Genomic DNA, 15,749 nt, shown 5'->3' with positions numbered 1-15,749 from the left:
TGTCCGCTTTAAGAGGGGCTTCGGTGGGAAAAGGGTGGTTGTGCTTTGGGTGAGGAGGCATTGCCGGGCGGGTCATCGGCCCGTCCCGGCTGAAGGGAAAGGGGCCTGTGTCAGCGTGACATGCCGCCGCACTTCATCCCCCCGCATTTCATGCCGCTGTTCTTCATGCCGCCGCTCTTCGCACCGCTGTTCTTCATCCCGCCGCCTTTCATGCCGCCTTTGATCATGTTCTGCCTGATCATCTTTTTGACCATCGGGGCGGTAAAGGCGCGTTTGAACACGGGGCGCTGTTCCGGGGTCAGGGTGGCGTAGATGCTGTTGAAGAGTTCGGTCATGGCATCCATCTTCGCATCAAACTGCTTCTGCTGGAACGCCTTGAACTGCTTGGCATCGAAGGCACTGTCGCCGAAGGCGTCGATCGGGAATGTTTTGGCCGCTTTGCGCTCCATCATTTTCGCCTTGAAGGTGTTGACGGCGTCGGTGACGGCCTGGGTCTGCGCGGTACTGAGGCCCGTCTGGCTGACGGCGTCAACGACTTTGCGGGCGATATGCATCTTGTTGTCGCTGCCGCCGTGCATCCCCTGCATGCCGCTCTGCCCGCTGCATGCAAAAGCCGAGGTGGTAGTGATAGCGAGGGCCGCGGCCGCGATAAGGGCCATTTTTGCGAAAGGTTTCATCCTGAGAACTCCTGTGAATGGTTACGTAAAACCATTGTAGGACAAAGGCATTAATTTTCAGTTAATTTCGTGCTCGGCACTCCGCTTTTTGAAGCCGGTGTTGATCCGGAGTTTCAGCCCGAGGTAATACCCCTTGGTGATGAGCTTTTTGAGCAGGTAGGCCGTGTAGCCTTTGACCCGGATGACGCCGAAGAGTTCGCCGACGGCGTAGCGGCCGCCCAGCGCGACGAAGACCCCGTCGACCTTGGCATGGAAAGGGGCGACGGGTTTGCCCTCAAGCCGTTTTTTGATCGCGTCCGCGACGTATTCGGCGCTTTTCTCCGCCGTCTGGGCCGTCGGCGGCAGGAGATTGCCCGCCGTATCCCTGAGCTCGACGCAGTCCCCGACGGCATAGACGTTCATGTGCGGTGCGAGACGCAGGTAGGCGTCGGGAAGGATCTGCCCCAGCCGGTTGGTCTCGCGGGCCGGCTCGGAGGCGGGGGTGTTGGCGATGATCCCCCCGGTAAAGATCATGAAGCAGTAGGGAAGGCGCGTCCCGTCCTTGAGATGGATGGTGCCGTCTTCGACCCTGTCGATAAAGGCGTCGGTCAGGATGCGGATGCCGAGGGACTCCAGCCGCGTTGCCGTGCTGCGGACGATGTAGTCGCTCATCCCCGGCAGGATCGACGGCGCCGCGTCGATAAGGGTGATCCGGATCTTTTTGGCGTTCGTACCGAGGGTTTTGTGGTGCTTCTCGATGACGTCGGCCATTTCGGCGGCGATCTCGACGCCGCTCAGCCCCGCCCCGCCGATGGCGATATGCAGCTCTCCGGGCGCCGGATCGCGGGGCTCTTCGACCTTGGTGTAGACGAGCTGTTCGAAGGTCTGGCGGAAAGCGAAGGCGCGCTGGAGGTTCTTGACCCCGTAGCTGTTCTCCCGCAGCCCCTTGATAAACGCGAAGAAGTTCGTACGCGCCCCGGTCGCGATAATGAGACTGTCGTATGCCAGGCGCTCTTCTTCGAGCAGGACCGTCCGCGCTTCCGGGTCGATGCCGGTGATCTCCGCCTGCACGAAGCTGACACGGTCGCCGAAGCCCCGGCACCAGTTCGCCAGGTCAATGGTGATGTCGTGGATGTCGAAGCGCCCGGCGATGTAGCCGTAGGCTTCGGTCTGCAGGTAGTGGTAGGGGTGGCGGTCCACCAGCGTGATGCGGAAGCGCGGGTCGCCGACGAGATGCTCGACGGCCCGCAGACCGCCGTAGCCGCCGCCGAGAATGACGATGTGTTCTTGCTGCATGTATTATCCTTTTTTGACCAGAAGTCCCGCCGCGACGATCATGGCGATGCCCAGCCAGACGGCGGCGTCGGGGAAGCCGTCGCCGAGCATGATGCCGAAACCGACGGCGAAGGGGATGTTCGTGTAGCTCACCGCCCCGATGATCCCCGCTTTGCTGAAACTGTACGCTTTGGTGAGCAGCCACTGCGAGAGGGTGGAGATAAGGGCCATGAAAGCGATCAGCGCCCACACCTTCGGCGATGTCGGCCAGAAGAACGCGGGAAAGAGAAAGGCAAGGGCGTCCGGCGCGTTGACGAAGGGGGCGAGGGCGAAGAGCACCAGCGGCGCGAGGGTGCCTACCCCCATGAATGAGAGGACGATGACGCGGGTGTCGTAGACGTGGCGGATCGTCTTGATGGTCGCGTAGGCGGAGGCGGCGAAGAAACCGCCGAGCAGCCCGAGGAAGTGTTCGTACCCCATCAGCATCCCCGTCGGCTTGGAGATGAAGAGGACGCCGGCAAAGCCGATAACGAGCGCCGCGACGGCGTAGCGGCTGAGGTGCTCCTTCATCAGGAAAAAGGCGAGTACGGAGACGAAGAGCGGGGAGGTCTTGTTGAGCGTGATCGCTTCGCCCAGCGGGATGACGGTGATCGTATAGAAAAAGAGGATCATCGCACTGAAGCCGAAGAAGCCGCGAAGCAGCAGCAGGTGCAGTTTGCCGCCGGGCAGTGCGGGCGGGGTGTGGCGCAGCATCGCGAGGATGATGACGACCCCGATGAGGTTCCGGAAAAAGACGATCTCCAGCGCGCTCAGGTCGTCGCCGAGCAGCTTGGCGACGGCCCCGTTGAGGGCGGAGATGAGGGCGCTGAGCAGCATGAAGAGCACGCCGCGGTCGGTCTGGGAGAGAAACTTTTTCACGCTGGGAAGACTTTTTTGGCGGAAGTATACTCTATTTGGCCGGGCACGCGGACGCCGCAGTGGCTATTCTGAAGGCAGGCTTGATCCTGCCGCTAACCCGAATTCCTTTTCATTCCTTTACCTGGATAAGTTATGATAATAAAAGTGAGCTCGGAAAAAGGAGAAAATCATGGCATTCGAACTGATGAAACTGCCGTACGAAGCGACGGCGCTGGAACCCAATATCTCTGCCGAAACGGTGTCTTTCCATTACGGGAAACACCATGCCGGCTATGTTGCAAAACTCAACGCGCTGATCAACGCGACGATCTTTGCACATGTCCCGTTGCTCAAGATCATCCGCGAGGCAGAAGGCGCAACCTTCAACAACGCCGCCCAGGTCTTCAACCACGACTTCTACTGGCTGGGCCTGTCTCCCGGGGGCACAGAGCCGTCGGCGGAGCTCGCCGAGATGATCGAGCGCGACTTCGGGTCGATGGAGGAGTTCAAAGGGGCCTTCCTCGCCGCGGCGGCAGGGCTGTTCGGGTCGGGCTGGACCTGGCTGGTACTGAGCGCCGAGAACACCCTGGTGATCGAGACGACCTCCAACGCCGATACGCCCGTACGCTACGGACGGCGGCCGCTGCTGGTCTGCGACGTCTGGGAACACGCCTATTACATCGACCGCCGAAACGCCCGGCCGGAGTACCTGGAGCAGTGGTGGCAGCTGATCAACTGGCGTTTCGTTTCCGATAACCTTGCCGCGGAGGAGAATGATCCCATCGCCGGCTACAGCCAGCCCTGCAACGACAACACCGAGGTGTGCGACTACGTCGATACGATGCAGGCAAACGAAACGACCGCCACGTAAACAGGCGTGACGGCCTCCACGACAACGCTTTTGAGAAAGGAGGAGGCCATGACTTCGCGTGAACTTGCGGCGTATGACGGCCGTGACGGAAGGCCCGCCTATGTTGCCTATAAAGGGAAGGTCTACGACGTCTCCGAGAGCCCGATGTGGGCGGAGGGGAACCACCAGGGGATGCACCGGGCGGGGAGGGACCTCACGCCCATGCTCGAGGGCGCCCCGCACGGCGAAGAGGTGTTTGAACGCTACAGTGTCGTCGGCACCCTGGAAGCGGAGCCGGAGCAGACGGCCCGGGCCGATGCGCCGCCGCCGGACCCGAACAAGGAGCGCCGCCGCCGCTGGCAGGCGCTCTACCGACGCTACCACCCCCATCCCATGACCGTCCATTTCCCCATTGCCCTTCATCTCTTTGCTTCGCTGATGGATCTGCTCTTTTTCGCCGCACCGACCGCGTTGTATGCCGCCGCCGTTTTCTATACTTTCCTGGCGGCGACGGTGATGGGTGCGGTCGCGATGGTCCCCGGGCTGATCAGCTGGCGGATCAATTACGGCGGGACCTGGCGCCGCCCCTTTGCCGTCAAGATCATTCTTTCTACCCTGATGTTGCTGGCGGGGGTCGTAGCGATCGTGCTCTATATGGAGGAGCCGGGTATCGTCTACACCTGGCGGGCGGAGAGCATCGCCTACCATGCGATCGTTTTGCTGACGGGCGCGGGGGTCATCGTGCTGGGCTACTACGGCGGCAAGATCACCTGGGGCGAGAGCATGCCCTATCCTCAGGCGCAAACAGATTCTGCATCCGCTTTCAAGGCGGTATCCGAATCTGCGCCTTCGCCGGGCACGGACGCGAAGCTCTCTTCGGCAGGGCGGTATGAGGTCCCTTTTGCCGCAGAGGCTTCCCTGCCGCCGTTTCAGCGGTCTGAGTCGGGAGAGCCTGCCCCGTCCGGGGCTGCGCAGAGTCTCTCTATCCTGATCGGCGGGGCGGCGGGTATGGGGATTGACACCATGGAGAAGCTGCTCAGTGACGCCTTTGTCCGCAGCGGCTACTACGTCTATTCGAGCAAGGAGTTCATGTCCCGGGTCCGCGGGGGGAGCAATACGACCCTGATCCGCATTGCCGATGCGCCGCAGGAGGCACCCTGTTGGGAGGTGGACCTCTTCATCGCGCTTGACGCCCTGGCGCTGACGCATGCGGCGCCGCGCCTGACCGCACGGACGGTCGTACTGGCCGACGAGCGATTTGCGGCGGAGGCGGCCGGCGCGATCGCCGTTGCCATGCAGCGCGAGGCGCAGCGGCTGGGCGATCCGCGCTACGCCAACACCTATGCCGCCGGGCTGGTCTACGGGATGCTCGGTCTGGAGACGCCCCCCTTGATGGAGAGCGTGGAGGCGCGTTTCGGCGGGGACAGGGGGAACCTTGACGCGGTGCAGGCCGGTGCCGAAGCGGGCCGGAACCTTCAGCATCCTCCGCTGCCGCCGCTGCCTCATCCCCATCCCGAAGGGGCTGCCGCGCTCCACCTGATGGACGGCACGACCGCCTGCGGCTTCGGGTTTCTCGCCGGGGGATGCAACTTTGTCGCCTCCTACCCTATGTCCCCCTCTACGGGGGTGCTGAATTTTATGGCGGGGATGTCCAAACGCTTCGAGATCGCTGTGGAGCAGAGCGAGGACGAGATCGCCTCGATCCACCTCGTGATGGGGGCGTGGTACGCCGGGGCGCGGGCGCTCACGACGACGTCGGGGGGCGGGTTCGCGCTGATGGGCGAGGGGATCAGCCTCTCGGGCATCACGGAGACCCCCGCCGTCGTCTACCTGGCCCAGCGGCCCGGCCCGGCGACGGGGCTGCCGACCCGCAGCGAGCAGGGCGACCTGAACCTGGCGCTGCATTCGGGGCACGGCCCCTTTCCGCGGATCATCCTTGCCCCCGGTTCGCTGCATGAATGCGTCGAGCTGGGCCACCTCGCCTTTGAACTGGCCGACCGGTGGCAGGTGCCCGTGATCGTGCTGAGCGACCAGTACCTCGCCGATACGATGGCGATGACGGGCGATATCGATTTTTCCGACTTTGAACAGCGCCGCTACATCGCACCGGCATCCGAAACATACCACCGCTATGCCGATACCCCTTCAGGCGTCAGCCCCCGGGCCGTTCCGGGCGGCGGCGAGGGGCTGGTCTGCAGCGACGGTCACGAACACGATGCAAGGGGGCAGATCACCGAGGATTTCCGCGTCCGCGAGGCGATGGTTGCCAAGCGTGCCCGAAAGGCCGAAGGAATCGTGGCCGAGGCGTGGGCGCCGGAAGTGCGCGGTGCGGGGAGCATCGCGGTGATCGGCTGGGGTTCGAGCCGCGGTGCGATTGCCGAGGCCCTGGCGCACCTGGGCGACGACCGGACCTGCCAGGTCCACTTCGCATGGGTACATCCGCTCGACCCCGAACAGCTGGCCTTCCTGCAAACGTATGAATACCGCATCGTCGTCGAAAACAATGCCGACGGTGCCTTTGCGGAGCAGCTGGCGCTGCACGGCGTCGGGGCCGACCGGCGGATCCTGCAGAGCAACGGCTTCGCCTATTTCGCCGATCAGCTGGCAGGACAACTTGCTGCCGTGCTAAAGGAGCTCTCATGAAACCGTTTGAACGCGAAAACGTCGATATCGGCTGGTGCCCGGGGTGCGGGAACTTCGGCATCCTCACGCTGATCCGCAAGGTGCTGGACGATCTCGGGGCCGAAGGGCGCAGCGTCGTCATCGTCTCGGGCATCGGCCAGGCGGCGAAGACGCCCTATTATGTCGACGTCAATATGTTCGGGGTGCTGCACGGGCGGGCCGTGCCCGTCGCGACGGCCGTCAAGGCGGCCAACCCCGAACTGACCGTCGTGGCAGAGGGGGGCGACGGCGATATGTACGGGGAGGGGGGAAATCACTTCCTGCATGCCGTCCGCCGCAACGTCGATATCGTGCATATCGTCCATAACAATATGATCTACGGGCTGACCAAAGGGCAGGCGTCGCCGACGAGCCAGAGAGGGATGGAAACGAAGGTGCAGGTCGACGGGGTCGGCAACGAGCCCTTTAACCCCCTGGCCGTGGCGCTGGCGCTGCGGGCGGGATTCGTCTCCCGGGTCAATATCGGGAATCCCGAGCATGCCAAAAGCGTCCTCAGGGCCGCATTCCTGCACCGCGGTTACGCCCTGGTCGACATCTTTCAGCCCTGCGTGACGTTCAACAAGATCAACACCTTCGGCTGGTTCAAAGAACATACCTATGAGCTGGACGCCTCCCATGACACGGCCGATCCCGGCGCGGCGATGGCGCGGGCGATGGAGAGCGGGCCGTTCCCGCTGGGGATTTTTTACCGCCGGGAAACGGAGACGTTCGAGGAACGCGTCCGCCACGGGCAGCGGCGGCCGCTCTACCTCGCAACGCATGACGCCGCGCACATCCAGGCGCTCTTTGACGCCTACTGAGGCTATTCGAGTTCCGGGGCGCTCCCGCTCTTCCTGACGATGTAGATGAAGTAGGAGAAGACAAAGAAGAGCAGGGCGAGCGCCCCGATCAGTGTTGCGGCGTAGGGGAGGTCGTGGTAGTTGGAGATGGAGATCTTGAACACGACGAGCAGCGCCTCGATCATCAGGGCGATGAGAATGGAGACGGAAAAGTTGAGCAGGGTCTTCACCTTGATCCCCTCGTGGACTTTCTGCGTTTTGGGCATGACCTCCTGGTCGACGATCGTTTTGCCCAGGTCATAAACGGCCAGGCCAAGGGTCAGGGCGATGACGGGTTTGAAGAACATCTCCAGCGAGAGCTCCTCCTCGATGATGAGGTAGTGGCCGAAACTGAAAAGCCCGTAGAGGACGACAAAGATTCCCAGCAGTAGCAGGCCCCCGCCGATGATGCCGTAGAGGGTACGGTGGGTCAGCTTGAGGGCGCCGTTGTTCTCGATCAGCATGAAACGTTCGAGAAGGTTGCGCAGCTGGAAATCGAGCAGGATGTAGCCGCCCTTGGCCGTCTTGTAGACGACGGTGATGCACAGATGGCCCGTCGTGGTGGAGAGGTAGGGCTCGTGAAAGTAGTAGTCGCCGGTGAGTCTGCTCTCGTCGATGAGATAGCTGCGGTCTGCGCCGACGGCTGACGAATCCTTTTTGTGGCGGCTGTGGTTGGCGGAGGTCTGGGCGAACCCTTCGTCGGTTTCATAGGCCAGCTCCAGGCTCGGGAAGACGGCAAAAATGTGTTTGACGTTTTTTTCCGTCAGATGGACAAGTCCGATCCGCTGGATGGACGCGAGGATGAATTTCTGGATAAGGTCGGCATTTTCTTCGTAGATGGATACTAGGTTTTGCATGGAAACTCCTTCGTAAAATAGGCATATTCTCTTCCCCGGCACCACTGCGCCGGGAAGCGGGAAAAGGAGAAAAATAAAATGGCTGGTGTCAAATCGTATGTACGCCGGGCATTGTAGATGAGTTTTCATGCAAAGTCTATGCTTTAATGATGAATATTTCATCACTTATGGTGGGTAAAAGGGCGTCAGTTCAGGGAGCGGGAGAGGTCGGCCAGGATACCGCGAGCGTACCAGTAGGTCACGGCGGCGGCAGTGATGACGACGCCGCCGATGCCGAGCCAGACGGCGAGGGCCGAGGGGGCAAGACGGGCGAGTATCCAAAGCACGATCAGCGGCGCGACGACCTGCCTGGCAAGGCTGATATAGAAGATGAACGCGGGCCGTTTGACCCCCTGGAGCATGGCGACATAGGTGAAGATGACGACGAAGGGGTAGATCAGGAAGGCTTCGACGCGCAGGTAGAGCGCCCCTTCGTCAATGACGCCAGGGATGTCGCTGAAAACACCCATCACCGTTTCGGCACCGGTAAAGAGTATGATACCGCCGATGAGGGCGACGACGGCGCCGTAGAAGAGGGAACGGCCGACCGTCTCGCCGATGCGTTCGAAACGGCGGGCGCCGCTGTTCTGGGCGACGATGGCGAGCACGGCGACGTTGAGCCCGACGGCGGGCATCAGGATGATCTGTTCGATACGCATGCCCACCCCGTAGGCCGCGACGACCTCCTGACCGTAGGGCGCGGCAAAATAGGTGATGATGTAGATGCCCGCGGCCATCAGTGCCAGGTTCGCACTGGGAGGGATCCCCTGCCGGATCAGCTCGCCCAATGCCGACGGATCGAAACGGAAGGGGGTGTTAGCGCGGTAGACGGGTTTGGTTTTGAGGCGGTAAAAGAGGTAGGCGGCGCTCATGGATTCGATGATCACCGTCGCCAGAGCGATGCCCGAGACGCCCATCGGCGCCACACCGAACCCGCCGCGCACGAACCAGGCGTCGAGCGCGACGTTGATCACGGCGGCGGCCATGAGCACGTTGCGGAAGGAGACGGTGTCCCCGACGGCATTGAGCAGGGCATTGAGAAAGAAGGTGAAGACGAAGAGTCCCGTCCCGGCGATGATGACATTAATGTAGGCCAGCGCTTCGGCTAGGTAGGCGTCGCGGGCCCCGAGCGAGGCCATCAGTGCCGGGGCGGCGGCAAAGCCTGCGGCCGTCAGCGTCAGCGCGAGCAGGGCGCCGAAGAGGAGCGCATTGCCGGCGAGGTGGCGGGCCGTTTCCGGTTCGCCCGCCCCCAGCGCATTGCCGACGAGGGCCGTCACCGCCTCGCTCATCCCTTCGGCAAGGGAGATGATGATGAAGAAGATCGGAAAGGAGAGGGAGAGTGCCGCCAGGGCCTGGGTCGAGATCGTCCCGGCGAAGTAGGTGTCGGTAATGTTAAAAAGGGTATGAAAAAAAAAGCCGATACAGGCAGGTACGGCCAAGGTCCTGATGTGCGTTTTGATATTGCCGCGGGTGAGATCAAGCTGCATGCATTACCGTCCGGGTTTTTGTCTATAGTATAGAGCCCCTTGCTTCGTCTTAGGATACCGTTACGGGAGGCGTACACTTTTTAAGCAGGGGGCAAGGCAACTTCTTCTAGTATTCCGTTATGTTTTTTAGGATATAACACTTTTGTCGCGTTTTGTCGCATTTTTGAGTGCTTATCCGCCTTTTTTAAGCATATTGGAAGGAATGTTCGTTGCAGGTACCGTTATGTTTATGAAAATATAACGAATGTGCAAGCGCACCAGATAAGGAGATTCATTGAAGACGATCGGATGGATAAGTGCCGCAGCAGCGGGGATGTTGAGTGTATCGGTGTATGCCGCGGAAGCGGTCCTGCCGAAGCAGGCGCTCAATGCGAACTATACGCTGGTACATAACGACGTGCCGGGGACGGCCGGGCACTTCTCGGAAATGTTCAGCGGCGGGGTCTTCTACGGCCGGCTGCGTTCAAACACCTTCTACTACCAGTGGGAAGACGAGAGTGCGAAGCAGGACAATCATATTATCTCGGCCCTTGGCGGTTCGCTGGTCTATAACAGTGCGACCTTCGGCGGTTTCGATTTCGGGATGGGCCTTTACTACTCCCAGGCCTTTTTCGACAACAACGACGACCCGATCGGCACGATCAAACCGGGCAAGGATCTCCTCAGCCGCTACGATTACGCCAATACGGGGAACAAGGGGATGGGTGTCGTAGGCCAGGCCTACATCGCCTACAGCGGCATTCCCAAAATGCGCATCGCCGTCGGCCGTCAGCTGGTGGAGACCTTCTACACCAAATCCAACGACACGAAAATGATCCCGAACACCTTCGACGGTATCGTCATCGATACGACGGCGGTGCCGGCAACGGCGGTGCGGATAGCCTACCTTGCCGAACAGAAACTGCGCGACCATACGCAGGCGCACTCGGTCCTCATGTACGGGGATGCGAACAGCAGCAGTTCGGAGCATCCGGAGTGGAGTGAAAACGATGACTCCGCGATGCACAAGGGGCTCACTTACACGGCACTCAAAGCCGCCGGCAAACCGACGGATGCACCGCTGATCACGGGGGACCTGCACAATACGGCCATCCCCAACCTGAAACTCGACGCCTCCTTCTACATCGTCCCGGAACTCGTCAGCGAGCTCATGGCGGAAGCGAACTACAAGATCAGCCTCGGCAGCGTGTCGCTGACACCGGGGGTCCGCTATATCCAGCAGTTTGACAACGGTGCCGGAAAGGTCGGCGGCGCGGCGTACAGCGGCAAACTCGCAGGCCAGAGCGGTGCAGCCGGCGGCTATGACGAGGCCGACTCCCTCGACGCGCAGATGCTCGCCGCCCGGCTCGTGGCGCAGATGGGCAAGTATAAACTCAACTTCGGCTATACCCAGGTCTTTGACGAAGCGGACCTGATCACCCCGTGGCGGGGCTTCCCGACGGCGGGCTATACCCGTTCAATGGCCCGCTACAACTGGATGGCGAATACGAAGAGCTACCGCGTCGAACTGCAGCGCGCCGCCAACAAAACCGGCGTCTTCACCGACATTTTCGTCCAGGCATCCATCCTCCATACCGATGCGGACGAGTCGAAGGGGTACTATGACGAGAACTACTATTACCTCGGCTTTGTCCAGAACCTGCCGATGCTCTCCGACCTGCAGTGGCGACTGCGCCTGGGCTACAACGACACCGAGAAAACGGATGCCGACAGCCTGGATGCCCGTTTCGAGATCAACTACCTCTTCTAAAGGAGCGGAGGATGATGATCAGTGCGCGTAACCAGATCGATGCCGATGTCGTCTCGGTGTGCCGGGACGGGGTCAGTGCTCTGCTGGAGCTCAAAACAGTCCAGGGGACGCATCTGTTCGCTTCGATCACCGGGAATGCCTCTGAGGCCCTCTCCGTCAGGGAGGGGGACCGGGTCATCGCTTTTTTCAAGGATTCGCACGTGCTGGTAGCGACCGGGTGGGTCATCCCCATCAGTGCCCGCAACCGGCTCGAAGGGGTCGTCGAAAGCATCCACCGCGGCGTCGTCAATGCGGAAGTCAGGATCCGGCTCGGCGGCGGGGACCGCATCAGCGCGACCGTGACCGACGACGCCGTTTCCAACCTGGCCCTGCAGCCGGGGATGCCCGTTGTCGCGATCGTCAAAGCCTCGGACATGATGATCGCCAAACCTGTCCGATAAAAAGAAGGAACAAAAAATGAAAATCAGTGCCAGAAACCAGATCGACGCGGAGGTACTTTCCGTCAACAGAGGGGCGGTCAACGCCAAGGTGGCGCTGCGCGCGCCCAAAGGGACGCTGCTCAGTGCCATCGTGACGATCGAAAGCGTCGAAAGCCTCGGGCTGACCGAAGGGGATGCCGTCCGTGCCTTCTTCAAAGCGTCGCACGTGCTGATCGCGACGGGGGGGATTCCGAACATCAGTGCCCGCAATAAACTGCCGGGCCGTGTCGAAACCGTGATTCAGGGTGCGGTGAATACGGAGCTGATCATCCGCCTGGAGAGCGGTGATCTGCTCACCGCCATCATCACCAACGAATCGATGGCCGAACTGGGCATCGACAAAAACAGTGACGTCATCGCCATCGTCAAAGCCAGCGACGTTATGATCGCGAAATAAAGGAACCAAACAAGATGAAAAAGACACTTCTCAGCCTGCTCTTCAGCCTCTCCGCCTTTGCCGGCGAGATCAACATCGCCGTCGCGGCGAACGTCAGCTACGCCATCGATGAACTCAAAGCAGTCTTCGCGAAACAGTACCCGGATACCAAGGTCCAGGTCACGTTGGGCAGCAGCGGCAAGCTGACGGCACAGATCAAGAACGGTGCCCCTTTCGGCCTTTTCATGGCCGCGAACATGAAGTTCCCCGCATCGCTTTATGCCGACGGCATCGCCACGACGAAACCGCTGGTTTACGCGCAGGGCGCATTGGCGTACCTCAGCGCGAAACCGATGGACTTCTCCAAAGGGATCGCCCTGGTGGCGGACAAATCCGTGACCAAGATCGCCATCGCCAACCCGAAGACGGCCCCCTACGGTGCCGCCGCGGTCGAAGCGATGAAAAAAGGGGGCGTCTATGATGCCGTCAAGCCGAAGTTCGTCTATGCAGAGTCGATTTCCCAGACCGTGACCTACGCCTTGACGGCGGCGGACATCGGTTTCATCGCGAAATCTTCCCTTTACAGCCCGAAAATGGCACAATACAAGGAAAACGTTAACTGGACGAGTGTCGATCCGGCACTCTACACGCCGATCAAACAGGGGATTGTTTTGCTCAAACATGCGGGAGAGAGCGCGGAATACAAAGCGTTCTACGACTTTATACTCAGCGACGAAGCCAAAGCGATTCTGCGCAACTACGGATACCTCGTCGAGTGAACCGGATCGAAGCCTACATCACCAGGATCGAATGCCGGGACAATATCACCGTCGTGTCGTTCAATGCGGACGGCCAGCCCATGCGGATGATGGCCCTGGGGCTGACAAGCCCCATTGCCGTCGGTACGCGGGTCATTCTCGGGGCCAAGGCATCCCATGTCGCCCTGGCCAAGAAACTGGAAGGAAACCTCTCCATCTCCAACCGCCTCGAAGCGGTGATCGAAACGGTTGAGACGGGGGCGCTGCTGTGCAGCGTAACGCTCCGTGTCGGCCCGGCGCGGATGGAGAGCATCATTACCCGCGATTCCGCCGAGACGATGGCGCTGCATGAGGGCGACAGCGTCACGGCGCTGATCAAGGCAAGCGATCTCTCCATCCTTGAGATCGTTAAAGAAGGAGACGTATGAACCGGTTGTCCGATCCGGAACTCTGGGAGTACATCAGGGGGGACCTCCCCTATTTCGACCTGACGACCCATCTGCTGGCACTGCCGCCGCAGCAAGGAACGCTGAAGGTGCTGACGCGCGACGAGGTCGTCGCGGCCTGTACCGAAGAGGCGGTGCGCATCGGCGAGCTTCTGGGCTGCGAGGCCTACAGCGCCTTTCCGTCCGGGCGCGTTGCCGAGCCAGGCAGCGTGCTCCTGGAGCTGCACGGCGATCACGAGGCGCTGCACGGCGCGTGGCGGCTCTGCCAGATTCTGCTTGAATACGCCTGCGGCATGGCGACGCGTGCGCGGACGATGCTTACCAAAGCGCGCGCGGTCAACCCGCACTGCGAACTGCTCGTGACCCGCAAAAGTTTCCCCTTCGCCAAACGCTTTGCCGTCCGGGCCCTGATGTGCGGCGGCGCGATGCCGCACCGGCTCGGCCTCTCGGAGACGGTCCTCGTCTTCGAACAGCACCGCTCGCTCTACAAAGACAGCGCCGCGTTCGAGGACGCGCTGCGGGAGCTCAAGCAGCGCTGCGTCGAGAAGAAGCTGACGGTGGAGTCCGAATCGCTCGACGATGCCAAACGGATGCTCTCCCTCGGTGCGGACGTGATCCAGATGGATAAGTGCGGCCCGGATACCCTGCGCGAGCTCGTCGCATACAAGCGCGAGCATCATCCCGCCGCGACGATCCTGGCGGCCGGGGGGATCAACCCCTCCAACGTGGCCGATTACGCCGCATCGGGTGTAGAGGGGGTCGTCACCAGCAGCCCCTACCAGGCGGGCATGGCCGACCTGACGGCACGGTGGGAGACTGATGGAAGCAATTGATTTCGGCCCTTTCCTGCTGTCGTTCAAACTGGCGGCACTGACGACGCTGATACTGTTTATCGTCGCACTTCCGGTCTCATGGTGGCTGTCGCAGACGGTGTGCCGCTGCAAGCCCTTTGTCGAGGCGGTCACCTCCCTGCCGATCGTCCTGCCGCCGTCGGTGCTCGGGTTTTACATTCTCTACGCGCTCTCGTACAACTCGCCGGTTGGGGCCTTTTTCGAGCAGACCTTCGGCATCAAACTCGTGTTCAATTTTACGGGGCTTGTCATCGCCAGCGTCTTCTACTCTTTCCCCTTTATGGTGCAGCCGCTGCAAAGCGGCTTTGAAGCGCTGAACAAGAACATGCTGGAGGCCTCCTACATCAGCGGGAAGGGAAGAGCGGAGACCCTGCTACGTGTGGCGCTGCCCAACATCAAACCGGCCCTGATGACGGCGCTTATTGTCACCTTTGCGCATACCGTCGGCGAATTTGGGGTCGTCCTGATGGTCGGGGGCTCCATCCCCGGCGAGACGAAAGTCGCTTCGGTCGCCATCTATGAAATGGTCGAGGTGATGGATTATACGACGGCGCATATCTACAGCGCGATTATGGTGGCGCTGAGTTTCGTGGTGCTGTTGGGTGTCTACCTCTTCAACCAGCGCCAGAACCGCCGGATCGGGGTGGCGTGATGATTGAGCTGAACATCCACAAGATGCTGCAGGGCAGCGGCGGCGAGATGCCGCTGGATGTCGCACTCTCCATCCGGGAGAAGAGCTTCGTGGCGCTGGCGGGGTTGAGCGGCAGCGGGAAAACGACGCTGCTGCGGCTGCTGGCCGGGCTGGAGCGTGCCGACGGGGAGATCACCGTTTCGGGGGAGCGCTGGCTGGACAGGAAGGGGATGTTGCCGCCGCAAAAACGGGGGATCGGCTTCGTTTTCCAGGACTATGCGCTATTCCCCAATATGAGCGTGGAGCAGAACCTGCTGTACGTCAACAAGGACCGGGCGCATGCGGCGATCTTGCTGGAGATGACCGGCCTGCTGGAGCTGAAAAACCGCCTGCCGGGGACCCTCAGCGGCGGGCAGCAGCAGCGCGTCGCGCTCTGCCGCGCCCTGATGAACCGGCCGAAACTGCTGCTGATGGACGAACCGCTCTCCGCGCTCGACCCGGCGATGCGCCTGAAGCTGCAGCATGACATCCTTACCCTGCACAAGGCGTTCGGCACGACGACAGTGATGGTCAGCCACGACCCCAGCGAGATCTACCGCCTGGCCGAACGGGTCGTCGTGCTTGAGCACGGACGCATCGTCCACGACGGTACCCCAAGCGAAGTCCTGCTGCGTACCAGCGGCAGCCAGAAGTTCATCCTGGAAGGGGAGCTGCTCGACATTATCCGCGCCGACGTCATCTACATCGCCGTCGTCGCCATCGGGCAGCAGATTGTCGAAGTTGTCTGCGACAAAGAGGAGGCGGCACGCTTCGAGGTGGGACAGACGGTGCAGGTCAGCACCAAGGCTTTCGCCCCCTCCCTTCACCCCGCACGCAGTGGCGTTGGGCAGCTCTGAC

Annotated in this window: 16 protein-coding genes; 11 read left to right on the top strand and 5 right to left on the bottom strand. The window is 61.3% G+C overall.

The window, feature by feature from the left end; genetic code table 11:
* Nucleotides 1-110: 110 nt before the first annotated feature.
* Genes WCX49_RS09500 through WCX49_RS09490 form a run of 3 tightly spaced genes read right to left on the bottom strand, consistent with a single transcriptional unit; the run spans nt 111 to nt 2,849 of the window.
* Nucleotides 111-677, bottom strand: a complete 567-nt coding sequence (locus WCX49_RS09500) for a Spy/CpxP family protein refolding chaperone (protein WP_345984856.1) — start codon at nt 675-677, stop codon at nt 111-113.
* A gap of 57 nt (nt 678-734) precedes the next feature.
* Nucleotides 735-1,952: an NAD(P)/FAD-dependent oxidoreductase gene (locus WCX49_RS09495; protein WP_345984855.1), complete on the bottom strand. Its 1,218-nt coding sequence runs from the start codon at nt 1,950-1,952 to the stop codon at nt 735-737.
* A 3-nt stretch (nt 1,953-1,955) separates the two neighbouring features.
* Entirely contained in the window at nt 1,956-2,849 is an 894-nt protein-coding gene (locus WCX49_RS09490; protein WP_345984854.1) for a DMT family transporter, read from the bottom strand.
* A 169-nt stretch (nt 2,850-3,018) separates the two neighbouring features.
* Between WCX49_RS09490 and WCX49_RS09485 the strand changes: the two genes are divergently transcribed.
* Genes WCX49_RS09485 through WCX49_RS09475 form a run of 3 tightly spaced genes read left to right on the top strand, consistent with a single transcriptional unit; the run spans nt 3,019 to nt 7,160 of the window.
* Complete coding sequence (locus WCX49_RS09485) at nt 3,019-3,699, top strand: superoxide dismutase (RefSeq protein ID WP_345984853.1); 681 nt, start codon at nt 3,019-3,021, stop codon at nt 3,697-3,699.
* Between the two features lie 48 nt (nt 3,700-3,747).
* Entirely contained in the window at nt 3,748-6,321 is a 2,574-nt protein-coding gene (locus tag WCX49_RS09480; RefSeq protein WP_345984852.1) for a 2-oxoacid:acceptor oxidoreductase subunit alpha, read from the top strand.
* Nucleotides 6,318-7,160 (top strand): thiamine pyrophosphate-dependent enzyme, encoded by an 843-nt coding sequence (locus WCX49_RS09475; RefSeq protein WP_345984851.1) that lies wholly within the window; start codon nt 6,318-6,320, stop codon nt 7,158-7,160. Before WCX49_RS09480 ends, WCX49_RS09475 begins: the two co-directional genes overlap by 4 nt.
* A gap of 2 nt (nt 7,161-7,162) precedes the next feature.
* Here the strand turns inward: WCX49_RS09475 and WCX49_RS09470 are convergent, their stop codons facing one another.
* Together WCX49_RS09470 and WCX49_RS09465 are read right to left on the bottom strand one after the other, a co-directional pair.
* Nucleotides 7,163-8,035, bottom strand: a complete 873-nt coding sequence (locus WCX49_RS09470; RefSeq protein ID WP_345984850.1) for a hypothetical protein — start codon at nt 8,033-8,035, stop codon at nt 7,163-7,165.
* Nucleotides 8,036-8,220: 185 nt separating this feature from the next.
* Complete coding sequence (locus tag WCX49_RS09465; protein WP_345984849.1) at nt 8,221-9,561, bottom strand: MATE family efflux transporter; 1,341 nt, start codon at nt 9,559-9,561, stop codon at nt 8,221-8,223.
* A gap of 274 nt (nt 9,562-9,835) precedes the next feature.
* Here WCX49_RS09465 and WCX49_RS09460 point away from each other — a divergent pair, with 274 nt between their 5' ends.
* From WCX49_RS09460 to WCX49_RS09425, 8 genes are read left to right on the top strand one after another with little or no spacing between them, the layout of a single operon-like run.
* The gene (locus WCX49_RS09460) at nt 9,836-11,311 is read left to right on the top strand and encodes a hypothetical protein (protein ID WP_345984848.1); all 1,476 of its coding nucleotides are present in this window, start codon (nt 9,836-9,838) and stop codon (nt 11,309-11,311) included.
* 11 nt (nt 11,312-11,322) lie between these two features.
* On the top strand, nt 11,323-11,751 hold the full coding sequence (locus tag WCX49_RS09455) for a TOBE domain-containing protein (RefSeq protein ID WP_345984847.1): 429 nt from the start codon (nt 11,323-11,325) through the stop codon (nt 11,749-11,751).
* A 16-nt stretch (nt 11,752-11,767) separates the two neighbouring features.
* Nucleotides 11,768-12,187 carry a TOBE domain-containing protein gene (locus tag WCX49_RS09450; RefSeq protein ID WP_345984846.1) on the top strand — a complete coding sequence of 140 codons (420 nt, stop codon included), beginning with the start codon at nt 11,768-11,770 and terminating at the stop codon, nt 12,185-12,187.
* Nucleotides 12,188-12,201: 14 nt separating this feature from the next.
* Nucleotides 12,202-12,945 carry a molybdate ABC transporter substrate-binding protein gene (gene modA, locus WCX49_RS09445; RefSeq protein WP_345984845.1) on the top strand — a complete coding sequence of 248 codons (744 nt, stop codon included), beginning with the start codon at nt 12,202-12,204 and terminating at the stop codon, nt 12,943-12,945.
* A complete protein-coding gene (locus WCX49_RS09440; protein WP_345984844.1) occupies nt 12,942-13,352 on the top strand; it encodes a TOBE domain-containing protein in 411 nt (136 codons plus the stop codon). The genes modA and WCX49_RS09440 overlap by 4 nt, the downstream gene beginning before the upstream one ends.
* Nucleotides 13,349-14,203 carry a ModD protein gene (gene modD, locus WCX49_RS09435; protein WP_345984843.1) on the top strand — a complete coding sequence of 285 codons (855 nt, stop codon included), beginning with the start codon at nt 13,349-13,351 and terminating at the stop codon, nt 14,201-14,203. The genes WCX49_RS09440 and modD overlap by 4 nt, the downstream gene beginning before the upstream one ends.
* A complete protein-coding gene (gene modB, locus WCX49_RS09430; protein ID WP_345984842.1) occupies nt 14,190-14,873 on the top strand; it encodes a molybdate ABC transporter permease subunit in 684 nt (227 codons plus the stop codon). Before modD ends, modB begins: the two co-directional genes overlap by 14 nt.
* Nucleotides 14,873-15,748: an ATP-binding cassette domain-containing protein gene (locus WCX49_RS09425; protein ID WP_345984841.1), complete on the top strand. Its 876-nt coding sequence runs from the start codon at nt 14,873-14,875 to the stop codon at nt 15,746-15,748. Before modB ends, WCX49_RS09425 begins: the two co-directional genes overlap by 1 nt.
* Nucleotide 15,749 lies beyond the last annotated feature (1 nt).

This window comes from Sulfurimonas sp. HSL-1656 (assembly GCF_039645585.1).
In the GTDB taxonomy this organism is placed as follows: domain Bacteria; phylum Campylobacterota; class Campylobacteria; order Campylobacterales; family Sulfurimonadaceae; genus Thiomicrolovo; species Thiomicrolovo subterrani.
Note: the sequence above shows the minus strand (reverse complement) of the source record. Positions and strands in the feature narration are given on the sequence as shown.